Source organism: Hominisplanchenecus faecis, assembly GCF_020687205.1.
GTDB lineage: Bacteria > Bacillota > Clostridia > Lachnospirales > Lachnospiraceae > Hominisplanchenecus > Hominisplanchenecus faecis.
Genome location: NZ_JAJEQE010000014.1, coordinates 36746 through 61608, shown reverse-complemented (window position 1 = coordinate 61608; position 24863 = coordinate 36746). Strand labels below are relative to the sequence as shown.

At 45.6% G+C, this 24863-nt stretch carries 21 protein-coding genes; 5 read left to right on the top strand and 16 right to left on the bottom strand.

Annotated features, from left to right (window positions below; translation table 11 throughout):
• The first annotated feature begins 57 nt into the window (after nucleotides 1–57).
• Nucleotides 58–432, top strand: a complete 375-nt coding sequence (locus tag LKD42_RS06105) for a transposase (protein WP_331464823.1) — start codon at nucleotides 58–60, stop codon at nucleotides 430–432.
• 134 nt (nucleotides 433–566) lie between these two features.
• Here the strand turns inward: LKD42_RS06105 and LKD42_RS06100 are convergent, their stop codons facing one another.
• From LKD42_RS06100 to gmhB, 5 genes are all read right to left on the bottom strand, one after another.
• Nucleotides 567–881: a hypothetical protein gene (locus LKD42_RS06100; protein WP_248835124.1), complete on the bottom strand. Its 315-nt coding sequence runs from the start codon at nucleotides 879–881 to the stop codon at nucleotides 567–569.
• Nucleotides 882–922: 41 nt separating this feature from the next.
• Nucleotides 923–2104: a hypothetical protein gene (locus LKD42_RS06095; protein WP_248835123.1), complete on the bottom strand. Its 1182-nt coding sequence runs from the start codon at nucleotides 2102–2104 to the stop codon at nucleotides 923–925.
• 159 nt (nucleotides 2105–2263) lie between these two features.
• Nucleotides 2264–2776, bottom strand: coding sequence for a VanZ family protein (locus LKD42_RS06090; protein WP_248835128.1), 513 nt, complete (start codon nucleotides 2774–2776; stop codon nucleotides 2264–2266).
• Nucleotides 2777–2881: 105 nt separating this feature from the next.
• The gene (locus tag LKD42_RS06085; RefSeq protein WP_248835122.1) at nucleotides 2882–3784 is read right to left on the bottom strand and encodes a sugar phosphate nucleotidyltransferase; all 903 of its coding nucleotides are present in this window, start codon (nucleotides 3782–3784) and stop codon (nucleotides 2882–2884) included.
• Between the two features lie 60 nt (nucleotides 3785–3844).
• Nucleotides 3845–5623 (bottom strand): D-glycero-beta-D-manno-heptose 1,7-bisphosphate 7-phosphatase, encoded by a 1779-nt coding sequence (gmhB, locus tag LKD42_RS06080; RefSeq protein ID WP_248835121.1) that lies wholly within the window; start codon nucleotides 5621–5623, stop codon nucleotides 3845–3847.
• A 151-nt stretch (nucleotides 5624–5774) separates the two neighbouring features.
• On the opposite strand from gmhB, the gene LKD42_RS06075 reads away from it, so the two are divergent.
• Nucleotides 5775–6062, top strand: a complete 288-nt coding sequence (locus tag LKD42_RS06075; protein ID WP_248835120.1) for a hypothetical protein — start codon at nucleotides 5775–5777, stop codon at nucleotides 6060–6062.
• Between the two features lie 145 nt (nucleotides 6063–6207).
• On the opposite strand, the gene cptIN is transcribed toward LKD42_RS06075, so the two are convergent.
• The 4 genes from cptIN to LKD42_RS06055 all read right to left on the bottom strand — a co-directional run bounded on the left by cptIN (nucleotide 6208) and on the right by LKD42_RS06055 (nucleotide 11593).
• The gene (gene cptIN, locus LKD42_RS06070; RefSeq protein ID WP_248835119.1) at nucleotides 6208–6672 is read right to left on the bottom strand and encodes a type III toxin-antitoxin system CptIN family toxin; all 465 of its coding nucleotides are present in this window, start codon (nucleotides 6670–6672) and stop codon (nucleotides 6208–6210) included.
• Nucleotides 6673–6972: 300 nt separating this feature from the next.
• Complete coding sequence (locus LKD42_RS06065) at nucleotides 6973–7212, bottom strand: hypothetical protein (RefSeq protein WP_248835129.1); 240 nt, start codon at nucleotides 7210–7212, stop codon at nucleotides 6973–6975.
• A 101-nt stretch (nucleotides 7213–7313) separates the two neighbouring features.
• Complete coding sequence (gene carB / locus LKD42_RS06060; RefSeq protein ID WP_248835118.1) at nucleotides 7314–10520, bottom strand: carbamoyl-phosphate synthase large subunit; 3207 nt, start codon at nucleotides 10518–10520, stop codon at nucleotides 7314–7316.
• Nucleotides 10520–11593 carry a carbamoyl phosphate synthase small subunit gene (locus tag LKD42_RS06055; RefSeq protein ID WP_022119556.1) on the bottom strand — a complete coding sequence of 358 codons (1074 nt, stop codon included), beginning with the start codon at nucleotides 11591–11593 and terminating at the stop codon, nucleotides 10520–10522. Before LKD42_RS06055 ends, carB begins: the two co-directional genes overlap by 1 nt.
• Nucleotides 11594–11918: 325 nt before the next feature.
• Here LKD42_RS06055 and LKD42_RS06050 point away from each other — a divergent pair, with 325 nt between their 5' ends.
• Entirely contained in the window at nucleotides 11919–13145 is a 1227-nt protein-coding gene (locus tag LKD42_RS06050; protein ID WP_248835117.1) for a peptidoglycan-binding protein, read from the top strand.
• Nucleotides 13146–13255: 110 nt separating this feature from the next.
• Here LKD42_RS06050 and LKD42_RS06045 read toward each other — a convergent pair whose 3' ends face one another.
• The 4 genes from LKD42_RS06045 to LKD42_RS06030 all read right to left on the bottom strand — a co-directional run bounded on the left by LKD42_RS06045 (nucleotide 13256) and on the right by LKD42_RS06030 (nucleotide 18530).
• Nucleotides 13256–14053: an HAD family hydrolase gene (locus LKD42_RS06045; RefSeq protein ID WP_248835116.1), complete on the bottom strand. Its 798-nt coding sequence runs from the start codon at nucleotides 14051–14053 to the stop codon at nucleotides 13256–13258.
• The gene (gene ptsP, locus LKD42_RS06040; RefSeq protein WP_022119553.1) at nucleotides 14043–15704 is read right to left on the bottom strand and encodes a phosphoenolpyruvate--protein phosphotransferase; all 1662 of its coding nucleotides are present in this window, start codon (nucleotides 15702–15704) and stop codon (nucleotides 14043–14045) included. The genes LKD42_RS06045 and ptsP overlap by 11 nt, the downstream gene beginning before the upstream one ends.
• A gap of 131 nt (nucleotides 15705–15835) precedes the next feature.
• Nucleotides 15836–17038, bottom strand: coding sequence for a trigger factor (gene tig / locus LKD42_RS06035; protein ID WP_248835115.1), 1203 nt, complete (start codon nucleotides 17036–17038; stop codon nucleotides 15836–15838).
• 34 nt (nucleotides 17039–17072) lie between these two features.
• Complete coding sequence (locus LKD42_RS06030) at nucleotides 17073–18530, bottom strand: polysaccharide deacetylase family protein (RefSeq protein WP_248835114.1); 1458 nt, start codon at nucleotides 18528–18530, stop codon at nucleotides 17073–17075.
• A 513-nt stretch (nucleotides 18531–19043) separates the two neighbouring features.
• On the opposite strand from LKD42_RS06030, the gene LKD42_RS06025 reads away from it, so the two are divergent.
• The gene (locus LKD42_RS06025) at nucleotides 19044–19556 is read left to right on the top strand and encodes a hypothetical protein (RefSeq protein WP_022119550.1); all 513 of its coding nucleotides are present in this window, start codon (nucleotides 19044–19046) and stop codon (nucleotides 19554–19556) included.
• A gap of 43 nt (nucleotides 19557–19599) precedes the next feature.
• Here the strand turns inward: LKD42_RS06025 and LKD42_RS06020 are convergent, their stop codons facing one another.
• The 3 genes from LKD42_RS06020 to LKD42_RS06010 all read right to left on the bottom strand — a co-directional run bounded on the left by LKD42_RS06020 (nucleotide 19600) and on the right by LKD42_RS06010 (nucleotide 21570).
• Nucleotides 19600–20025: a YwiB family protein gene (locus LKD42_RS06020; protein ID WP_248835113.1), complete on the bottom strand. Its 426-nt coding sequence runs from the start codon at nucleotides 20023–20025 to the stop codon at nucleotides 19600–19602.
• Entirely contained in the window at nucleotides 20026–20847 is an 822-nt protein-coding gene (gene murI / locus LKD42_RS06015) for a glutamate racemase (RefSeq protein WP_147631933.1), read from the bottom strand.
• Between the two features lie 75 nt (nucleotides 20848–20922).
• Nucleotides 20923–21570, bottom strand: a complete 648-nt coding sequence (locus tag LKD42_RS06010) for a YigZ family protein (RefSeq protein ID WP_248835112.1) — start codon at nucleotides 21568–21570, stop codon at nucleotides 20923–20925.
• A 445-nt stretch (nucleotides 21571–22015) separates the two neighbouring features.
• Between LKD42_RS06010 and LKD42_RS06005 the strand changes: the two genes are divergently transcribed.
• On the top strand, nucleotides 22016–24802 hold the full coding sequence (locus tag LKD42_RS06005) for a transglycosylase domain-containing protein (RefSeq protein ID WP_248835111.1): 2787 nt from the start codon (nucleotides 22016–22018) through the stop codon (nucleotides 24800–24802).
• Nucleotides 24803–24863 lie beyond the last annotated feature (61 nt).

Below are 24863 nucleotides of genomic sequence, written 5' to 3'. Positions count from 1 at the left end.
CAGCAATGGCAAAGTAACTTAATAAACAAAATGGGGTGGCTCCGTTAGTCCGGACAGGTGGCTCTCGCCACACCGGACTGGCGGCTCTGCCGCACCGTAATATTCAGGAACCCAGTCCGTATTATGATTAGCAAAGGCCAGAAAAATGATATTCCATATGCAATTCCTCTTTTAAAACAAATCAACATTAATGGAAGCAAGATTTTGGCAGATCGAGGCTATAACAGTAACAAAGTATTAAAATACATCCATGCAAATGGTGCAAAAGCGACGATTCCATCCAAAAGGAATGCAAAAATACAACGTTCTTGTGACTGGTGGCTTTATAAAGAGCGGCATCTTGTAGAAAAGCTGTTCTTGAAATTAAAAGCGTATCGAAGGATAGCGACCCGTTATGATAAACTTGCATGTACCTATCTGATTGCGATGTGATGTATTTTTGATAAGTTCATTGTTCTCACGCTCCTTTTTATTTCCGTTATAAGCTATACAGCAATCCTCAAAATATACCGTGTGAACTCCTGAAGTTCAGTTTGTCCACACGGCATTTCTTTTTTCTTGGGTTCTTATTTCAACTTTTCCAGAATCTCATCTGCGCTCATGCCGCCAGCCAGCAGCTTCTTCAGCACAACCTCTGCTTCAGCGGCCTTAGCATCTGCCTTTGCCTTCTTCGCTTCCAGGGAAGCCACTTCTTTTTCGGCCTTCTTCAGAGCAGACTTCTTCTCTTTCAGATCAGCCCTCAAAGTGTCAATATTGGCGGTGATGGATGCGATCTCAGCAGTCAAGGAAACGATAAATTCCTGCTTCTCAGCGATCTGGGATACGTAGTCTTTGGTGGTATTGGTTTTGGGACGGTTTTTGCTGCCTTTCGTTCTGGGCATAGGTGATAACCTCTTTCCTTCCTTTTATATATTTTTAGCTATTAAAAAGGTAACGATGTACGTGCAAGAAATGTTTCATCATCTGACACAGACTCAACATTAAAATATGGATTTTTATGATAGAATACGGTATTTTCTTGGTGTACATAAAACATACATGCACCACCAGTAACCGTTTTATCTTTTACATATTTACGATAATGTAAAAGACAGTCATCACCTATTGCATCCTCAGCACAGTATCTTCCTAACACATCGAGGTTGTTCGTTCCTGTAACAAGAATTGTATCAAATGAACACTCATGAGCATATACTTCATTTTCATTTTCGCTTACCAGTAAAATATACAGTTCATCTGGCATAGCATCAAAAGTAGTATCTGCCGAAATATATGCATAAGACAAATCTTGATCCGGTTCATCCTTTAATTTCTGCTGTCGAACACCCGAAATGGCATGCTTCCGATTTTCAATATAAATATCTTTCACATACTCCTCTTGAAACACGGTCAAGAATTCATTCCAAGAACTATCCAAAAAATCTAATGTTGCTTGAAGCTGATCAGATAACTCTATCTTGTCATGCTGCACGTCTTTACGGACGAATGAGCCGATTTCAGTAGTATTGGAACTTCCCAAGATACCCATCGAGAGCTTATTTGCAATATCAGCTGTGTGCTTAGTTCTATTATTTATGGCTTCTATATACTGAAAATCCTGAGACTGCGCTATTTTATTTAGCCACGCTTGCATTTTAGGAAAAGCAGTACTATATGTTTGCTGATTGAAGGTCGTCATCATTTTCTGAATATCAACAGAGTCAATCTTTTTCCCTCTATTAGCCAACAGTCCAGCATTAATAATTTGACTCATAGAGTCAAATGCATTCATCGTATACTGAAAAAAATCACGCAACAATTTGTCAAACAAAAACCACGGATCAACTTTCTCCCCCGCAACTCTTACTTCGTACACTGGAGAGTTTTCCGTTGTAACTGATAATCGTTTTACTTTTTTTCCATCTTCAGTAATATCATCAACAAAATCAGTAGAAATATCCTGTTGCCAACGCACAGTTTTCATTGTCATCTTACCAATGACATTATCTATTGTATCTGCACAATACTGCACGGTATTAATATTTTTTTCGGTGTATGTGATAAACTGCCACGCCGAATAAACTTTATGAGCAATTAACTCTTTCTTCATTAAATCATCCGCCATGTTTATTCTCCCTTGGTTAGTCTATTTCTGGTATATTTTTCTTTCTCACATCTCAGCCGATCATAAGATCGTTGCCTACTGCTCACCACGAAGAGGTGTGTGATTATCCGAGCAGCGTAGGGAGCTACCGCTCCCAGTATATCACAATTTCATCCAATTTTACAGACGCTTTCTTGCCTTCATCACTGCACAATACATCAATCCGCCAATCATTCCACCCACTGTGTTATAGAAGATGTCTGATAGCTGGAACGTTCCCAAGCGAAGCAATAATTGCAGCATCTCAATGCTTACAGAAAAGATAAATGCTATCTTACCGCTTTGACACAGGACCTCCTTCCAGTCGTTTCCTGTCTTTTCTTCGAATGTCCACATCACTACGGCAGAAAACGGCACCATCATGATTACGTTCTCGATGCACTCGGTTGTCAGCTTCTGCTCTCCGTTCACTGTCTCCCAGATGCCCCATCCGCCCATAACGTCGGACAATGGGTTCATCCACAAGTTCCGGTTTAACAGGGTTCGGAACAGAATAAGTGAGGTCACAAAAAATAAGAAAAACAACTTCCGAAAGAACACACTCTCCTTGAATTTCTGATACCATGTCACTATGGCACTCTTCCAGCCTTTTCCTGCTGCGGTAGGCTCATAAGCATAAAGATAGAAAAACATGGCTAGGAAAGAAAGAAGAAGCGAGAATCCAAATGGCTCATAGAGTGCTATCAGGATGTTGGTTAATATTTTCCCGAGTAGATCAATCGTTTCTTTCATCGTCGTTTACAGATCACTGAACAGGTCAGCCTTGTACACGCCATCCGCCAGCATCTTCTTGAAGCTGTCCTTTACTGCTGCGACATCTTCATGGTAGGTCATACCATACCATGTATCGTTGGTTTTCAGAACCTTCACTGACATCTTTCCCTGCTCCAGCAGTTCACCGATGAAGATTGGGATTAGATATTCTGCTTTCAAAGGATTACCAGGCACTTCCTTCTCGAAGAACTCTTTGAAACCTTCTTCCAGAACATCCAGAAACTCAGGAGTTAAACCCCACATATTCATGGAAACAAGAGAATCAACATCAATCACTTTTCCGTCTGCTTCTGCTCCAGTTGCGGTCTTTACGATGTTCTTAGTCTCCACAACTTCGGTTAGGTTGTTATCCTCGTCCATCTTGCAGATGCCACGAGTCACGCCACCGTTATCAGACAGCGTATTCTTCAGCACAAAGCCTGCCATGCAGGACTTGCCGCCATTCACCAGATACTCATGGACGACCTTGAAGCCTTCCTTGCCGTAGTAATCGTCTGCGTTAATGACGATGAACGGAGTTTTAATTACATCCTTCGCTGCAAGCACGGCCTGACCAGTTCCCCACGGCTTCGTCCGATCTTCAGACAGAGCTCCCGGGATGTCGTTGATATCCTGGAAAGCGTAGTCTACTGTTACGTTATGAGAAGAGCAAATGGAGGCAATGCGATCACCTATGACCTCTTTGAACTCTTTCTCGATATCCTTCCGGATAATAAAAACCACATGGTTGAAGCCTGCTTCGATTGCATCATGGACTGAGTAGTCCATAATGATATGTCCAGCATCATCCACCGGCTCCAACTGCTTAATCCCTGTTCCGAAGCGGCTACCGATTCCGGCGGCCATAATAAGTAATGTTGTGTTCATAACTCTCTCCTTTACTGTGCTCGCAATTTAATTAAACCCCAAAATCATTCTAGGCTTTCTTCAATGCAAATACTTGTCTACGAACTCCAGTACAGAGGACAGTGTGTCTACCTGTCCAAAATCTTCATTCTTGGCATCTGTTCCTTCACCATTAATCAGAACTGTTTTACATCCTGCGGCCAAGCCCGCCTTAATATCATTCTCACCATCGCCAATCATATAGCTCTGGCTCAAATCAATATTATAATCGCCGGCCGCCTTCAGCAACATTCCCGGCTTCGGTTTGCGACAATCGCATTCAATCTTTAACTCTGGGATTTCTCCTTCATATCCCTTGTGTGGATGATGAGGGCAATAATAGATTGCATCAAGGTAGGCTCCCTGCAAGCCGAGTTCTGTCTCCATCTTATTATGGATTTCCTCCAGTTCCTGGAATGCCACCTCTCCTCTAGCAATAACAGGCTGATTTGTGACTACAATTGCAAGATAACCAGACGCATTAATTTTCTTGATTGCCTCTGCCACACCATCAATCAACTCAAAGTCATTAATGTTTCTAAGGAAGCCAACATATTTATTGATCGTACCATCCCGGTCGAGGAACACTGCTTTCTGCTTGTTTGAAAGATTCTTAGCCGACACTCTTCCTACCTTGAAATCATCTTCTACCTGATGGAAGCGATCCGGAGTTCCCATATCCTTTACATACTCTGGAGAGTCATAGCAGAACATCTCACCGGTTCCTGCTAGTGGTTTTAGAAGCTGCCGATCCAAATCAACTTTTACGGTCTTTCCTGTCATCTCGTCCACAGTACCGATTTTATCTACATCAATTGATGCCATATCAAGGATTTTAGGATCAATCACATGCAAACCTGCATTAACTCTATTTTTGTAATATGTCGGGCGAACATCTTCCTTAGCTAACCAAGATTGAACCGACATGTCCTTGTCCGCAATGATGAGTCCACTATCGTAAGGATGGTTATTCGGATGAGTGAACAGCGTCACCAATCCACCATGTTCTTGATGAAATCCGACCATTCGATTAAAGTCAACATCAAAAACCGCATCTGCGTTCAGAAGCAGAAATGGCTCCTCTCCCAATTGCTCTCGCAACTTAAAAAGTGCACCAGCATTTCCAAGCGGCGTGACCTCATTATAATACTGGATTGACACACCCAGATTTGAGCCATTCCCAAAATGACCTATAATTTTGTCTCCCATATGGGATACTGTCATAATAACATGTCTGATCTCTGTTGGATCATCCGGTATATAATCTTTGTTTTTTCTTTTCTGTACAAAAAAATTTGCCACCACTTTGAAGTCACTGTGAAAGTGACTGATCTGCTCTTCCGTCAGCCACGCAACCTCAAAGACATGCATCTGATAATCATTCACATAGGTATCAAGACATCTTGGGATTTCCATCAGTTCTTTGATCTTTTTCCTGCTGTTCCAATGTCTGTCCGTCCCAAAATATAACACGATCGTCACTACCGGCAGCATCTTTTTTCTTTCCTGCTGTAACTGACTGCGGTATGCCGCCCCATCATATCCAACGATGCGAAACGGCATGTTCTTCTCCACCTTGCTCTGGTTCTCAATCCCACAGATTGCAAGTTCTACCTTTTCCTCTTTCCAGTATTTTGCAATATCACGCTCCAGTTCGTGAACCTTCTCATCCTCTGCCTTGTACTGTGCATGAACGGTTGTATTTTCCAGAGCTTCCGGTTTGATTTCCTGAACTCCATCAAATAATAATCCATTTATGATATCTGCAAAAACATCATTATAATCTTCCAATACCTTTTCTGTAATATCTTTTTGCCCCATAAGCCTCGCTCCTTTTCTTCTGTTTTTGGCACGAAGCTGCCAGGACTGGATTACTGCTGTTTATTGCCGCTTCGTGCAGGTCTTTAATGTTTGGATTTTCCTGCCGAATGGCATAGAATATCGAATAAGATTTGATGTGTTGATTTTGTTTGTGTTTATTATACTTGTGTATGTGATACGTGTCAACCTTTTTGTTTCTTTTCTTGAAAACATCCAAATTAAAAGTTACCTCTTTTCCACAGCAAAAGACACGAAAAAAGAATTTGTTCTTCTTCGTGTCTTTTTGCTTTACATATCTTTCTTTTTTTCTCTTCCTGATGCCTTGCTTTCACAAAGCGGCTTCTTGCAGTTTGGGGATGCAAGAAGCCAAATTAGTATGAATGAATTGCTTGTTATTCAGCTTTTTTATTATAACAAAGTTTCTCTGCGTTTTCAATAGTTTTCCGGCAATATTTTTCTTTCTTTTTCGTGTTTTTTTCTACACGATGCTCTCCTGCTATGATTTTTGTGCTATACCGTATTTCAGATTTCAAATATGAGAAATGGGTGGGTGGATGTGTGTAAGCAAAAACGTCCGTTTTTTCTTATTTTTTTAACTTATCTAACATTCTTGCTACGTCTGGCTGTGTTGTCATAAATTTCACTCTACGTTTTAACATCCCTCGAACTTTTTTTGCTTTTCTTTCTATTACTTTTACATTTTGTTCGCTGGTCAGCATTAAATGATTATTTGCTATTTTATATTCTCGTTCAATGTATTGTTCTGTAATCGGAAACATGTCTTGTATCAAAAATACACTTTCGCTCTTATCATCCAGTCTTAAGATATGTAATATATCACAAGTTTTTCCTTTTGCTTCTCTTTTTTCCATGATTTTTCTATATTTTTCTATTTTACTTGAAAGTGGAATCATCCAGTAAATTCCTGTATTCTCATCCTCAAAGCAATAATAGTGTGGTCTGTTTTCTTTTTTATTTCCTTTAAGATATGGTTCATTCATATCTTCAAAAAATTGTTCTTTTATAATATAGAATCCTGATTTTTTCATTATTGTATTTTCCTCACCAGCATAATAAAAAGTCCTCTACCATCTGGTAAAGGACTCAACTTTCAACCCGACCATTTATATACCACATATCGGTCAGTGGTAAACTTTCAACCCGACCATTTATATACCACATATCGGTCAGTGGTAAACTTTCTTTATGTCTTCATAATATCAGTTCCATAGTTAAAAGTCAAGTCTTATGTTTACTTTTTCTATGTTTTTGTGTTTATTATAATCGTTTATGTGATATCTGTCAATCTTTTTGTTTCTACTTATTTTAAGATGCCAGGGTCAAAAGGTCTAAATCCACATGAGCTTGCTCATAGGTGGATGAAAGACCTTGGGACCCGCCCCGATATGAGCATAAAAGTGGGATGATAATCCCACGATATGCGAATATTGGGGCGGATTGTGGGAGTGCAACGCACGGAACAATCCGTAGGCATCATAGTTGGGGACTTTTGACACCCACATCATTTTAAAAAAAAGAAAAAAATGCCGGATACGCAAAGTCTCCATAACGATTTTATGCTTCATCATGCATTTCATCTGTTCTTGGACTTTTGTATCCGGCATTTTGCAATGCTCAGGGAATTATTTCTGTACAGAGTATAAAATGCTCCCTGTAATCATCTTTTTGTTTAGATATTTTTCACGGTTGCGATATCGATCAGGGTCAGCTTCTTGATATCGGTGTTCTCCAGGCTGGTCACGAGTGCCCTGGCGGTATCCATAGCGGTCAGGACGTTAACGCCTGTCTCGATGGCTGTCCTGCGGATGAGGAATCCGTCTCTGGAGTGCTCTACGCCCTGGGACGGGGTATCGATGACAAGGTCGATCTTGTGGCCGAGGATCAGGTCGAGGAGGTTCGGTGACTCCTGCTCGATCTTGTTGGTGCGGATCGCATTTACGCCTGCTTCCTGCAGGACTTTTGCGGTGCCGCGTGTTGCGTAGATGCGGTATCCGATCTTCTCGAATCTTCTGGCGATCTCGATTCCTTCTTCTTTGTCGGCATCTTTCAGTGTCATGATCATATTTTTATGCTTCGGCAGTTTGATGCCGGCACCGATAAATGCTTTGTAGAGTGCTTCGTTGAAGGTCTTTGCGATACCGAGACATTCTCCGGTGGACTTCATTTCCGGGCCGAGGCTGATGTCAGCACCGCGGATCTTCTCGAAGGAGAATACCGGCATTTTGATCGCGATATAGTCTGCTTCCGGTGCAAGTCCGGTCGGATAGCCGAGTTCTTTTAATTTTTTGCCGAGGATCACTCTGGTTGCCAGCGGTACGATCGGGATTCCGGTCACTTTGCTGATGTACGGTACGGTACGGCTGGAACGTGGGTTTACTTCGATGACATATACGTCTTCGCCGCAGACGATGAACTGGATGTTGATCAGTCCGATGACATGCAGGGACTGTGCCAGTTTTCTGGTGTAGTCTACGATCGTTGCTTTTACGTGGTCATCAAGGCTCTGTGCCGGGTACACGGAAATACTGTCTCCGGAATGGATTCCGGCACGTTCGATATGCTCCATGATACCAGGGATCAGGATATCTTCGCCGTCGCATACGGCATCGACTTCGATCTCTTTTCCGACCAGATATTTATCTACGAGGATCGGGTGTTCCTGTGCGATCCGGTTGATGATGCCGATAAATTCATCCACATCTTCGTCATTGATCGCAATCTGCATACCCTGTCCGCCAAGTACATAGGACGGGCGGACAAGTACCGGGTAGCCGAGTTCGTTTGCTGCTTTTTTGGCTTCTTCTGCGGTAAATACGGTGTGGCCTGACGGTCTTGGGATGCCGCATTTCTCCAGGATCTCATCGAACAGCTCACGGTCTTCGGCTGCATCGACGTTCTCTGCGGATGTTCCGAGGATCGGCACGCCCATCTTCATCAGGGCTTCTGTCAGCTTGATCGCTGTCTGTCCGCCGAACTGCACTACGGCTCCGTCCGGTTTTTCGAGGTTTACGATGCTCTCTACGTCTTCCGGTGTCAGTGGCTCGAAATACAGTTTGTCTGCGATGTCGAAGTCGGTACTTACGGTTTCCGGGTTGTTGTTGATGATGATGGTCTCGTATCCTTCTTTTGCAAATGCCCAGGTACAGTGTACGGAGCAGAAGTCAAACTCGATACCCTGACCGATACGGATCGGACCGGAACCAAGGACGAGGACTTTTTTGCGGTCGTTTGTCTCGATGGCTTCGTTTTCGCTGCCGAATACAGAATAGTAGTACGGTGTCTCTGCGGCAAATTCTGCGGCACAGGTATCTACCATTTTGTAGGCTGCTGTGATGCCGTTTGCATAACGCATGTCTTTGATCTCTTCTTCGGTCTTTCCGGTCAGGCGTGCGATCACGTTGTCCGGGAATTCGATGCGTTTTGCTTCTTTTAATAATTCTGCCGTCAGTGGCTGTGTCTTCAGGGCCATTTCCATTTCTGTTAAGATGCACAGTTTGTCGATGAACCATTTGTCGATCCTGGTGATCTCATGGATCTTATCATAGGAAAAGCCTCTTCTGAGTGCTTCTGCGATCACCCAGATACGGCGGTCATCGACTACAGCAAGCTGTCCGGTCAGTTCCTCATCATCCAGGTGTGTGAAATCGTAGGACATCAGACAGTCTACGTGCTGCTCCAGGGAGCGGATGGCTTTCATCAGGGCTCCTTCGAAGTTGTCGCAGATGCTCATGACTTCGCCGGTTGCTTTCATCTGCGTGGTCAGTGTTCTCTTGGCACTGATGAATTTATCGAACGGCAGACGCGGGATCTTGACAACGCAGTAGTCCAGCATCGGCTCGAAACTTGCATACGTTTTGCCTGTGATGGCATTTTTGATCTCATCCAGTGTGTAGCCCAGTGCGATCTTTGCGGCAACTTTTGCAATCGGGTAGCCGGTTGCTTTGGATGCCAGTGCGGAGGAACGGGATACTCGTGGGTTTACTTCGATTACACAGTATTCGAAGCTTTCCGGATTCAGGGCGTACTGTACGTTGCATCCGCCGGTGATGCCAAGCTCGCTGATGATGTTCAGGGCGGAGGTACGCAGCATCTGATATTCTTTATCGCCAAGGGTCTGGGAAGGTGCTACGACGATACTGTCTCCGGTGTGCACGCCGACCGGGTCGATGTTTTCCATGTTGCAGACGGTGATGCAGTTGCCGGCACTATCTCGCATGACTTCGTACTCAATCTCTTTCCATCCGGCGATGCAGCGTTCTACCAGAACCTGTCCTACTCGTGACAGACGCAGACCGTTTTCGAGGATTTCTACGAGTTCTTCATAGTTGTGGGCGATTCCGCCGCCGCTTCCGCCGAGGGTGTATGCCGGACGCAGTACTACTGGGTATCCGATGATCTTGGTAAATTCTATACCGTCTTCTACGTTTTCTACGACACGGGATGCTGCGATCGGCTCACCGATCTTTTCCATGGTCTGTTTGAATTCCAGGCGGTCTTCTGCTTTTTTGATGGTCTGGGAAGTGGTTCCGATCAGACGTACGTTATTCTCACGTAAGAATCCGGCTTCTTCGAGCTCCATGGCAAGGTTCAGTCCTGCCTGTCCGCCAAGGGTCGGCAGTACGCTGTCCGGCTTTTCTTTCAGGATCAGCTGCTCTACGACTTCTACGGTCAGAGGCTCGATGTATACACGGTCTGCGATATCTTTGTCGGTCATGATCGTTGCCGGGTTTGAGTTCAGAAGTACGACTTCGATGCCTTCTTCTTTCAGGGAACGGCACGCCTGTGTTCCTGCATAGTCAAATTCTGCTGCCTGTCCGATGACAATAGGACCGGAGCCGATCACAAGTACTTTTTTAATCTCTGGATTCTTTGGCATTATTCTGACACCTCCATCATTTTCATAAAGCGGTCAAACAGGTAACCGGAATCTAATGGTCCCGGGCATGCTTCCGGGTGGAACTGTACCGTAAAAATATTTTTCCCGGTGTAGGACAGTCCTTCGTTTGTACCGTCGTTTACATTGACAAATGCCGGTACTGCTACGGACGGATCCAGTTTATCGGTATCTACCACATAGCCATGGTTCTGGGAGGAAATGTATACACGGCCGGTCTGCAGATCTTTGACCGGGTGGTTGCCGCCGCGGTGTCCGTATTTCATTTTGTGCGTATCCGCACCGGTTGCCAGTGCCATCAGCTGATGTCCGAGGCAGATTGCAAAGATCGGGATATCGGTATTGTACAGTTTGCGGATCTCTTCAATAATGGAAGTACATTCTTTCGGATCTCCAGGTCCGTTGGAAAGCATGATGCCGTCCGGATTGGATGCTATGATCTCTTCTGCTGTGGTCAGTGCCGGATATACGGTCACTTCGCAGCCGCGTCTGTTCAGATTGCGGGCGATGTTTCTCTTTGCACCGAGGTCAAGAAGTGCTACTTTCGGTCCGTTTCCTTCCAGGACGTATTTCTCTGTGCAGGTCACTTTTTCTACCACTTTGCCTGTATTATATGCTGCGATCTTCGGAAGAACCTCACTTAAATCTTCATATTCGCAGGTGGTGATCATGCCATTCATGGTTCCCTTTTCTCTCAGGATCTTGGTCAGTGCTCTTGTATCGATCCCGGCAATACCAGGAATGTCGTGTTTTTCCAGAAATTCCTGAATCGTTCCTTCACAGCGGAAATTGCTCGGCATTCTGGAAAGTTCACGAACAATGTATCCGTCCGGCCATGGCTTTGCGGATTCCATATCTTCGTAGCAGATGCCATAGTTTCCAATCAGCGGATAGGTCATCACAACGGCCTGTCCTGCATAAGATGGATCAGTCAGCACCTCCAGATATCCGGTCATGGATGTGTTAAATACGATCTCGCTGATGATTTCTTTTGTCGATCCGATACTTTTTCCAGTGAAAACAGTACCGTCCTCCAGAATCAAATATGCTTTCATTCGTCTTCCCCTTTCGCGTTTAATCCAATGGTTATTGTATCTTTGTCTGTACCCCGGACTCTAAAAAAGGGTACGTAATAGTAAGTCCCTACTACGCCCCCCTCAGCCCTGGATACATAAATGCTCAAATTGTTAAGATTCTACCACAAGATAATCAAGATTGCAAGTACTTGTTTGCGAATTTTTATGCATTTTTATGATTAGTTATACAAATAATGTCAGGTTCAAAAGCCTGAAAGCACGATGTGCCGGCACAGGAATTGTTTTCTGGCATCTTTTCCGTTCTTCTGCATATACTTTTTCAAGGGAATTTTTGAGGTGTTCTATGGCTACCGGAAAATTACAGATACAGGTTACTTCCCAGCTGCGTGCTGCTCCCGTGGAGGATGCCGTGATCGATATTTCAAGCACCGGGGAACCGGATCAGATCCTGGAAGAAGTCAGAACGGACAGTGTCGGACAGACGGATACGTTGGAGCTGGAGGCTCCGCCGGAGGAATACAGTTTAAGTCCCGGCGAAATGCAGCCTTACTCGGAGTACAATTTCCGCATTACGGCTCCGGGCTATGAGCCGCTTACGATCTCCGGTGCGGAAATCCTCGCAAATCAGCTGGCTTTGCAGGATATCCGGCTGAAACCGCTCGCCGGCCCGGAAGCATATGACAATGTCGTGATCCCGGCTCACACGCTCTATGGCGATTATCCGCCAAAAATCGCAGAGGCGGAGATCAAACCTCTCTCGCAGAGCGGCGAGATCGTCCTAAGCCGCGTAGTGATCCCGGAATTTATCGTGGTGCACGACGGTGCCCCGACGGACAGCACTGCGGGCGATTATTATGTGCGTTACCGCGATTATATCAAAAATGTGGCTTCCAGCGAAATCTATGCCACCTGGCCGAAGGCCGCCATCCGTGCCAATGTGCTGGCGATCATGTCGTTTACCTTAAACCGTGTATACACGGAATGGTACCGCAATAAAGGATTTGATTTTACGATCACGTCCTCGACTGCATTTGACCACAAATGGATCTACAGCCGAAATATTTTTGAGAGTATCTCGGAGGTTGTGGATGAGCTTTTTGCCGATTATTTATCCCGCCCGAACGTCAAACAGCCAATCCTGACGCAGTACTGCGACGGCAAACGGGTCAGCTGTCCGAACTGGTTGTCACAGTGGGGTTCAAAGTCTCTGGCAGATCAGGGATACACAGCCACAGAAATCCTCCGCTACTACTATGGCGACAACATCTATATCAATTCAGCGGAGGAGATTTCCGGGATTCCTTCTTCCTGGCCTGGATACGATCTCGACATCGGGGCAACCGGGCCGAAAGTGGAGCAGATGCAGGAACAGTTAAATGCGATTTCAAATAATTATCCTCTGATCCCGCGGATCGCCGTAGATGGTATTTACGGAGAAGAGACACAGAAGGCGGTGGAAGTTTTTCAGGATATTTTCAATCTTCCGGTGACCGGTATTGTGGACTATCGCACCTGGTATAAAATCCAGGAGATCTATGTCGGCGTGACCCGCATCGCAGAGCTTCGTTAAATATCTTTTTCTGTCTTTACTATATCCGAAATGAACGCAGAACAATAAAAAAGCAGGTCAGACTGTGCATTCTCATCCTGATGAGTGCACATCTGACCTTGCTTTATAATCTACTGATCCGCCGAAAGATAACCGAAATGGCGAAGTGCAAAGCTCACGCCTTCTTCTTCGATCGGCCTGGTCACGTAATCTGCCACTTCTTTGAGCTTATCCACAGCATTTCCCATGGCGATGCCGTTTCCTGCCTTCTCTATCATTTCGTAATCGTTCATGCTGTCTCCAAATGCCACGATGTCAGACCAGTCTTTCTGGTAATAGTCCAGAAGTGCCTGGATGCCGTTTGCCTTGGAAACTTCTTTTGTGATGACATCTGCCCCTCTGCGGTCGGCAAAAAGCGGCGTCTTGATTTCCGGAAATGCTTCCCGGAGCAGATCGGTACCTTTTGGATCGCCAAAGTATGCCAGTCCGTAAAACGGGTGTGTCAGAAGGTTGGACTCGTCTATGTACTCGCGGTCTCCGTCTCCGAAAATCCGCTTTTCATGCTCGATCAGCACTTCTTTGTTGACATAGCAGCCGTATTTGCCGATGTTCATGCCGATGCAAAGATGATGCTCACGGCAGAACTCCATCATACGTGCAATCAGCTTCGGATCCATGAAGACTTCCCGGATCTTCTTCTCGCCTACGGTTACTTTCTGTCCGTTGCTGTGGACGATCGCATCCGGATTCAGCTGCTTTTTATAAGCTTTGCTGAATTCACTGTCCATATCGCGACCGGTTGCGACAGCTACCACATGACCTTCTTTTTTCAGTGTTTCCAGATCCTTAAGCACTTTTTCGGAAATGTGAAAAGTCTTGTGATCCAGAAGTGTCATATCTAAATCAAAACAAAATATTTTAGAGCACATTTTTTAAGATTTCTTCCTGTCTTTCTTTGACTGAAGTCTCGCGGATCTTCTTACGCAGCGGCAGAACACATGCCGGTGATACAGACAGTTCGTCGATGCCCATTGCCAGGAATGCTTCTGTCATCTCCATATCTGCTCCGAGTTCACCGCAGATACCGATCCAGATGCCGTTCTTATGTGCATTGTCTGCTGCCATTTTGATCAGACGCAGCAGACCTTTGTGATGCGGATAGTAGAATCCCTCCAGGTTTGCATTCTGTCTGTCTACAGCGGTTGTATACTGTGTCAGGTCGTTTGTTCCGACGCTGAAGAAATCGACTTCTTTTGCCAGGTCATCGCTGATCATGGCTGCTGCCGGTGTCTCGATCATGATACCAAGCTGGATCTCTTTGTTGTACGGGATGCCACTTGCATCTAATTCTGCCATAACACTCTTTACGATCTCTTTGATCTGCAGTACTTCTTCCAGTGCCACGATCATCGGGAACATGATGGCAATGTTTCCAAATGCAGATGCACGCAGCAGAGCACGCAGCTGTGTACGGAAAATATCCTGCTGTTTCAGGCAGATACGGATCGCACGGTAACCCATTGCCGGATTTTCTTCGTGAGGCAGGTTAAAGTAATCAATCTGCTTGTCTGCTCCGATATCCAGTGTACGGATGATGACCTGTTTCTGTCCCATCGTCTCAGCCACATATTTATATACTTTAAACTGTTCTTCTTCGGTCGGGAAATTGTCATTTTCCAGATACAGAAACTCGCTTCGGAACAGTCCGATGCCTGCTGCATCATTTTTGATCACAGCTCCGATATCAGATGCATTTCCGATATTGGCATACAGTTTTACTTTCTGTCCGTCCAAAGATACGGTCTCTTTTCCGCGGAACTGCTGCAGAAGCTCCTGCTGTGCCAGATACTCCTGTTTCTTTGCCTGATATTCTTTCATGGTCTCTTCATCCGGCTCGATGATCAGGCATCCGTTTGCTCCATCCACGATGGCTTCTTTTCCTTCGTATTTCTCATCCAGTGCATCACCGATACCGATGATTGCCGGGATGTTCATCGTCTTTGCAAGAATTGCGGTATGGGAGTTCGTAGAACCGCCCTGTGTCACAAAAGACAATACCATATCTTTATTGAGCTGTACGGTCTCGCTCGGTGCAAGATCGTCTGATGCCAGAATGACCGGCTTGTCCGTTACCAGTCCGCTCTCACCTGCTCCGGTAAGGATTTTCACTACACGGGCTGAAATATCCTTTACGTCAGCAGCACGCTCACGCATATAGTCATCATCCATGGAAGCAAACATCTGTGAGAAATTATCTCCGGTAACGCTGACTGCATATTCTGCATTTACAGACTGTGTCTGGATCATGTTTTCGATTGCTTCTACATAGTCCAGATCTTCCAGCATGAACTGATGTGTCTGGAAAAGCATGGCATTGCTCTCGCCAACTTCAGAAACGGCTTTGTCATACAGTTCACCGAGTTCTTCAATGGCTTTTGCTTTTGCATTTTCGAAACGCTGGATCTCAGCCTGCGGATCTTCTACTTTTTTTCGCTGTACTACACCGGAATCTCTCTTAAAGAAAGCGATCTCTCCAATTGCGATTCCACCAAAAACACCTTTTCCCTGTAACGTAATCATTAAGTTTCCTCCTCACTTATTTTACTTATGTAATGCTCAGCAACTTCGCAATTACAATTTTTCTTATGAAACACCTGTAATGGCCCGGCAGCAAGTGCTTCGGCCTGCACCGGATCATTACAGACATTTTTTTATTTAGATGCTGTTTCTGTCTCGGTTTCTGCTGTTGTCTCTGCCAGTGTACCGTCTGCATTTTTTACAACGGCATTTTTCTCAAGGATCTCCACTGCTTCATCCTGCAGAATGCTTGCCATGATCGTGCTCTTACCATACTGGCTGATAAATGCATCTACATCTGTTGATCCCATCTGTGCTGCGTATTTGCTTGCTTTTTCCTGGAATTTTTCATCGGAAATCTCAACGCCTTCTGTCTCTGCGATCGCACGCAGTACCATTTCCTGGCCAAGGCTCTGTTTTACGGTTTCTGTCATTTTCTTTACAAATTCTTCTTCCGTCATGCCTACCTGCTGTTTCAGGAAATCTGCATATTCCATGCCATACTGATCTGCGTAGGATTTATAATAGGAGGTAACCTGCTCCAGCTGATAATCGATCATTTCCTGCGGATAATCGTTTACGGTTGCATTCTGGTATGCAAGTGCTACCAGATCATTGAGTTCCTGGTTGTGCTGGTTTTCTTTTTTCGTGTTTTCCAGTTCTTCTTTTATATAGTTGTTGTATGCTTCTACTGTTTTGTATTCATTATTGGAAATTTCCGCTGCAAGCTCATCTGTCAGCTTTGGTGCACGTTTTACGGAATTGATCTTAACGGTAAATACAACTTCTTTGCCTGCCAGGTCGGTGGAACTGTAATCTTTCGGGAAAGTCAGGTTCAGATCTACGGTATCTCCGATCTTTTTGCCAATCAGTCCGTCTTCAAAGCCGTCGATGAAGCTGCCGGAGCCGATCGTCAGATCGTAGCCTTCTGCTGTGCCGCCGTCAAATGCTTTTCCGTTTAATTTTCCTTCGTAGTCGATGTTTGCCACATCACCGTTTTCTACGGTACCTTCTTTGAGCTCTTCGGATTTGTCGTTGTTGTTTAAGTTTGTCTCAACCTGCTGCTCGACTTCTTCGTCTGTGACATCGATGGATGCCAGTGTTACTTCCAGTCCTTTGTAGTCTCCCAGTTTGACATAATCCAGTGCTTTGTAGTCCGGGCGTTCTGCTGCTTCTGTTGCTGCTTCACTCTCAGATGAGCTGTCTGCGGTTGTCTCAGAAGACGCATCCGATGCTGCTTCGGTTGTGGTGTCTGTATCTTTTGTCGTGTTTCCTGAACATCCTGTCACGGTGATCGCCATGCCAAGAAGCAGGGCTGCGATTACTTTTCTTTTCATTGTAGTTGTTTCTCCTTTCAGATCTTGCGTCGCTTTACATTTCCGGTACCGGTGTCGGTCTTGCTTTATCAAAGACTTCTCCGGCATTAAAAAGATCTTCCAGCATTTCCGGATTATAATACATACGGTAGCCGTCCAGATTTCTTCTTCCCTGACGCATATAATTTTCTCCAAACTGTACCCAGTACTGCGTGGAATCTACATTACAGTAAATATCAAATCCCATGCTCTTAAGATAAGCGAATTTTTCGTTATCTGATGTGTATGGCTGCCAGTCGCCAAGGTCGGAACCAAAGGCAAAAATGATCACATTGGTGTCTCCGACAAGCGGTTTTACATAGTCCAGCCATTTCTGTGTATCGGTCTGCAGTCTTTCAAGACTTGCTTCGCCAACATTGATATGTCCCCATGTATGACTTGCAAACTCCCATCCTTCTTCTTTCATGGCATCTGCCACTTTTTTTGCCTGCTGTCTTTCCTTTTTCCAGGCTGCTTTGTCGAAATCCGGGTTCTCTTCGAAGAATTTCTCCTGGTACTCATCCAGGTCTTTTCTTGTCTTGTATGCGATATCGGTGCGATAACCGAGTATACCGTTGTATCCGGTCAGAGCAATGATTCCCTTATGTCCGTGATAGGAGAAATCCGGATGCTCTTCCACAAAGCGATCGATCAGAGGCACCATATCGTAATCGCCTACTGATATACTTCCGTCATCTTCTTTATATTCATTTTTAATATCGCCATTTTCATCCACAATCAGCTTCGTTGCCATGCCATCACCATCCATATAATGATAGTAACTGACATCGTCCTGTGAAAGGACAAATGCCTTTTTGCCCGGCGGAAGCATGATCTTGCCCGGTGATACGGTACCATCTTCATTGACCGTACACATATCATGCAGACTTACCATCACATATCCTTTGTCATACATAGACTGTGTGATCTTGTTGAACTCATCGATGGTAGTCATAACCTGATTATATCCGGCTTCTTTGGAATCACCATCAAATGCTTTCGAGGTGTCATATATTAATGTATGATAAAATACATGCGTCACCTGGTCAAGTGGATATTCTACAAGCTCCGATTTTGCCTGCTCGTACTCTGCCACTTTATCCTGCATATCCTGACTGTCTGCGAAATCAGAAGATGCCTTTAAAAGCTCAATTGCACCGTCATAATCATACTGTGCTGCCTTTAATTCTGCCTGAGACATGATATCGTCTTCTTTTTTCTGTGCCTGTGTTTCTGTCTCGGCTGCACTCTCTGTGCCTGCGGTATCTGCCGTACTCTCACTTTCAGCACTGGTCGCTGCCTGCTCCCGGTTGTCCCGAAGCTTTTTCTTTTCAAGCATATCTTTTCCAAGAAATGCACACAGGCCAAGGATGATGACCAGAAGAAGGACTATGATCATCCTCCCTATAAACATCTGTCGCCTTTTTCTTTTTTTGCGGGCATCCGCTCGCTTCTGTTTTTCACTTTCGTTCATATTCCCCTCCACACTGGTGATAAATTCGCCCTTCGGACTACTTTCTCATGTTTAGCGGATTCCAAAGTCATACTCTGGCCACCTTGCATTATTATGATTCCACGGATTGCTCCGCATTTCATGCTCCCGCAATCCTGAAAACATTCGAAATCCGTCCTGGCGGACTACTTTCTCATGTTTTTACGGGCTCCATAGACATACTGTCCTGCCCACATATTATGATGCTACGGATTGCTCCGCATTTCATGCTCCCGCAATCCTGAAAACATTCGAAATCCGTCCTGGCGGACTACTTTCTCATGTTTTTACGGGTTCCAAAGTCATGCGTTTTCATGTAAACATGAAACGCATGACTTTTTAACCCTTGCATCATAATATCACATCTATAATAGAAATTACCACCCTAAATTGATGATATTCATAAAATTGTAATTATTCGGTACCGCTTCTTGCACTTTCTGCAAATAAATGGTACAATATTGAAATATATGAACTTATTTAGGAGGGTGTACTATGTCTACATTTTGGAATGTCCTCATTGTAATTCTGCTCGTGCTGGTAATCGCACTTGCACTTCTTTATTACTTTGGACAGAAAGCACAGAAAAAACAGGCCGCACAACAGGAACAGCTCGAAGCGACTCGTCAGGTCGTCTCTATGCTTATTATTGATAAGAAACGCCTCAAACTAAAGGAATCCGGTCTTCCTCAGATTGTCATCGATCAGACACCGTGGTATATGCGTCGTACGAAGATCCCGGTTGTCAAAGCAAAGATCGGTCCTAAGATCCAGACGCTGATCAGCGAAACAACTATTTTTGATTCTATTCCGGTAAAGAAAGAGATCAAGGCTGTTGTCAGCGGTATCTACATAACTGAGATCAAGAGTGTCCGCGGCGGACGAGTTGAGGCACCGCAGCAGAAAAAGAGCCTGCGTGTCCGTCTTTCCGAAAAGCTTCTTCGCAAGTCAAAAGAGCTCAATGCATCTGCTGCCGAAGATTCCAAGGGAAAGAAAAAGAAGAAATAAAAACTTTCAAGTGCATGCGTATCGAGAGATATGGATGCACTTTTTATTTGGAATTTGCACAAATGCTGATGCTGCAGTCTGCAATATACTCACTGTTGATCTCCAGTGCGTATTTTACCTGCACATCAATGCTGTCTTCTTTTTCGCTGACATCCAGATGTGTTGCGGAGATCCCGACCAGGAATCTTCCAAATGGGGTGTCGTAATAAGATTCGCTTTTTTTGTCTTTTTCGAACACCATATGCACGTTTGTCATCCCGCGTCTGGTCAGTTCCAGACTGCCGTTTTCGATTTTCAGAAGATTGCGAATCACTTCATTGGAATCTTCCTGTACTTCATCGTACTTGATATAATGGCGGCCGTCTTTTTCAAAGTAGCTGCCGGAAGTGATCACTTCCATCTCTTCACTGTTTTCTTCTCCATCCGGAAATTGTACACCGCTGATGCGGAGGATTATATCTTTTGTCATTTAGTACTCCTCTATGCTGATCTTCTTTGTGGTATTTACATCAAATGGCAGAATCGAATCTGCAAATCTCATAAATTTATCTGCCTGGTCGCTGACATAAAACTGATATTTACGTGCTTCTTCCTGAGACTGGATGTTTGTCAGTCCTTTTTCTGCAAGAAGCTGTTTCAGCTCACGTGCAGTCTCATAAGCCGGATTGACCAGTGTCACCTTTTCTCCGACAATTTCACGCAGTGTGGAACGCAGAAGCGGATAGTGGGTGCATCCAAGAATCAGGGTATCGATGTCCTGCTCCATCAGTTTCCGCAGATATCTGCCCGCAACTTCAAATGTCACCGAGTCTTTCAGCCATCCTTCTTCTACGAGCGGCACAAACAGCGGACATGCCTTGCCGATCACCTGGATCTGCGGGTCCTGTCTGGTGATATAAGAAGAATAAATTCCCGAATTTATTGTTGCTTCTGTAGCGATAACACCGATCTTTTTGTTGTGGGTTGCCTCACATGCTACTTTCGCTCCCGGCTTTACTACACCAATGATCGGAATATCCAGCTCTTTTTCCACATCTTCCAGTGCATAGGCACTTGCCGTATTGCAGGCGATCACGATCGCTTTGACATCCTGTGTTTTTAAAAAGCGGATGATCTGTCTGGAATAACGCAGCACCGTATCTTTTGATTTTGTTCCATAAGGAACACGGGCTGTGTCCCCGAAATATACGATATTCTCTTCCGGCAGGTTTCGCATGATCTCACGAGCCACCGTAAGACCGCCAACGCCGGAATCAAAAACTCCTACCGGAGCATTACATTTGTCACTCATAAATTATTTTCCTCCGAATTAATCCCTTATATTTTACGTCGAACCCCTGTAAATTGCAAGCAGTCCTTTCCCTGCTTAGAAAAAGACCGGTGTTTTCCCGTCAAATGCATAGGCAACCGGTTCTTCTTTTGCAAAGACCGTCTTGCCGTTCGTCCCTTCTGTGATCTCTTCTTTGACAAAGACAAGCTCTTCCTGCGGAACCAGCGTCTCGACGGTCACTTTGTCCGTATACTGAGAATCTGTGATCAGAAGCCCTCTCTGTCCGAGCAGATACTGGATCTTACCGATCCCGGAATAATCGGTTTCCATCGCCAGCAGAAAGCCTTTTTTCTTTTCGAGTACGGTGCTGGCCGCAAGCCCTGCCTGTACAGATTTTGAATACGCACGGACAAGCCCGCCTGTTCCAAGCAGTGTTCCGCCGAAATAACGTGTCACCACAACGGCTGTGTTGTGGATGCCCTCTCCGAGCAGCACGTCCAGCATCGGATGACCTGCTGTTCCTGCCGGTTCCCCGTCGTCACTGCTTCTCTGTATTTCATTATGTTCCCCGATCACAAATGCAGAACAGTTATGTCTGGCATCCCAGTATTTCTTTTTCATCTCTGCAATAAATGCAGATGCTTCCTCCTCCGAGTCCACCGGCTTTACGGTCGCGATAAAACGTGATTTTTTCTCAACGATCTCGCCCTCTCCGCCGCAATAGACAATTTTATATTCTTTCATATGCCAAAACCCTCCGATTAAAATTCCAGAATTCGGTAATACTTATGCTATCTTACCAGAGTCCCCCAAAAGAAGCAACAGCAGAAATCCTCCTTTGCTCTTTCTTTCCTGAAAGTTGTGTGATAAAATACTAAGATGCCAGGGTCAAAAGCCTGAAACCACGATGTGCTTGCACAGGAGTGGTTTTATGGCTTAATGACCCGCCCCAATATGCGCATAAAAGTGGAGCGTAAGCTTCACGATATGCGAATGTTGGGTAGGATTGTGAAAGTACGCAGTACGGAACAATCCGTATGGCATCATGGGTTCCGCTAAATCATGAGAAAGCAGCCATTTTTCGCTGAAAAATGAGCGAATTTCGAATGATTTTGTAGCACATCCTGCTTTTTAAACGTTATCGTTTTTACATAGCAAAATTTACTGTCTTTTTTCGGAGGTATTTTATATGAATTTTGACAAAAACCACGTTGCCCGCAAGAAGAGCATTCCAACGGGAACCAGGATCTTCCGGCGTATTTCGCTTACGGCTCTGAAGATTTTTCTGGTACTTCTGCTGTTTTGCGTCATCCTTGGCACGGCGGCCGGTGTCGGCATGATCAAAGGGCTGATCGCCAGTGCCCCTAACATCGATTCTCTCTCGGTTGCACCGGCAGAATCGGCCACCTACATCTATAACACCGGCAATAAACCGGTCCAGAAGCTTGCCGAATCAACTTCCAACCGTATTCTTGTGAAGCTGGATCAGATCCCGGAGGATCTGCAGCATGCGATCGTTGCCGTCGAGGATGAGCGTTTTTACAAGCATCACGGCATCGATATCCAGGGTATCGCCCGTGCCGCAGTGATCGGCATCACCAGTGGGGATTTCTCAGAGGGTGCCAGTACGATCACGCAGCAGCTGATCAAGAATAATGTTTTTACGGACTGGGTGACGCAGACGGCTCTTTCTCAGAAGCTGCGTCGTAAGTTCCAGGAGCAGTATCTGGCTCTGCAGCTGGAGAAAAAGATGTCGAAGGACCAGATTTTGCAGGATTATCTGAACACGATCAACTTAGGTGCCAGCTCGTACGGCGTACAGGCTGCTGCCAAACGCTATTTTAATAAAGATGTATCTCAGCTGAATCTCTCGGAATCTACGGTCATTGCCGGCATTACACAGAATCCGACGCTGTACAATCCGATCATCAATCCGGATGAGAATGCAAAGCGACGCAAGATCATTCTTCAGAAAATGGTCGATCAGGGCTATATCAGCGAACAGCAGCAGCAGGATGCCCTTGCGGACGATGTGTATTCCCGTATCCAGAAAACGGCTCAGGAGACGGACGAGGTTTCTATTTACAGTTACTATACGGACGCTCTGATCGAACAGGTCATGGATGACCTTGTGGAAGTCAAGGGATACACCAGACAGCAGGCTTACAAAGCTGTTTACTCCGGCGGTCTGAAGATTTATTCCAATCAGGATGAAGAGATTCAAAAAATCTGCGATGCGGAGTTTGCCAACCCGGAGAATTATCCTTCGGTGACGCTGATTGGTCTCGATTATGCTCTGAGTATCCAGAAATCCGACGGCGAGATTATCAATTACAGCAGTGAAATGCTCCGCAGCTGGTTCCAGAAACAGGACAGCTCTTTTAACATGATGTTTGACGATGAGGAATCTGCAAAAGCTGCCGCAGAGACTTACAAAAACGCCATGGTTGAAAAAGGCGATACTGTGCTTGGCGAGCGTGTTTCTCTTGTTCCGCAGCCACAGGCCTCTGTCGTGATCATCGACAATGAGACCGGATATGTGAAGGCGATCGTCGGCGGACGTGGCGAAAAGGAAGCCAGCCTGACGCTGAACCGTGCCACGGAAACCCGCAGACAGCCTGGTTCGACTTTTAAGATCGTCAGCACATACGCTCCGGCTCTTGATGCCGAGAATATGACGCTTGCTACGGTATTCGACAATGCACCTTACAATTACACAAACGGTGTCCCGGTCAATAACTGGGCAGGTAAAAATGCCTACACCGGACTGACTACGATCCGTCAGGCGATCGCAGGTTCAATTAACGTAGTAGCAGTCAAATGTCTGACCGAGATCACACCGCGGCTTGGTTTTGAGTATGCCGAAGCTCTCGGCATCAGCACACTTTACGATGATGAAAATCTGGACGTACGCCAGCCGCTGGCTCTTGGCGGTATCACGGACGGTGTCGTAAACATCGAGCTGTGCGATGCCTATGCAACGATTGCTAACGGCGGCAAATACAACGAAGCGAAGTTTTATTCCCGTATCGAGGATTCCGAAGGAAAAGTGATCATTGACAATACTCCGGAAGAAAAGACAGTTTTAAAGGACAGCACCGCTTTCCTGCTGACACAGGCGATGATGGATGTTGTAAAAGCCGGCGGAACAGCCTCCGATGTCAGCCTCGGCGAGATGCCGATCGCCGGCAAGACCGGTACGACTTCGGACGACCGTGATATCTGGTTTGCCGCATACAGCCCGTATTATACGTGTACGGTCTGGGGCGGCTATGACAACCACGATACGCTCCCGTCCGGCGATCTTTACCACACGTATCACAAAAAACTGTGGACTGCGATCATGAGCCGCATCCACGAAAATCTTCCGGTCAGACAGTTTGAACAGCCGGACAGTGTGGAAACTGCCTATGTATGTAAGAAATCCGGACTGCTCGCCGTGGATGGTGTCTGCACCGGAGATCCGCGAGGCTCCATGGCTTACACGGAATATTTTGCAAAAGGCACGACACCGACCAAGAGCTGCGATGTGCACACGGCTGTAAAGGTCTGCTCTTCCACCGGACTGCTCCCGACTGCGACCTGTACCACGACAACGAAAATCTTTGTCAAACGACCGGCCGGAAGCGAGGGCACAACGGAAGATTCCGCTTATGCTCCGCCAAGTGCGACCTGCAAAGGTCACAACATCCTGGATAAGATCACGGATATCCTGAATCCGAAAAAAGATGCGGCAGATATGGATGCCGATGATTCGAAGAAGGATGGTGCGACCACGCCGGGTTCTGATGCAAATTCCGGTTCAACAACTACACCTGACGGCAATTCCGGCTCCGGCGATTCTTCCGGAAGCGGAGATACCGGCTCTGGCACAGGTTCCGGCTCCGGCGGCAGCACTTCCGGCGATAGCTCCGGCGGAGACTCCGGAGGCACCACGGCTCCGGGCGGAGATAAGATCCTGGAGATCATTCCATAAAAGCATCTGCTCTGGTGTTCAAAGCATTTGTTGTCTGAATCTTAAAATTTCATTTGGATAC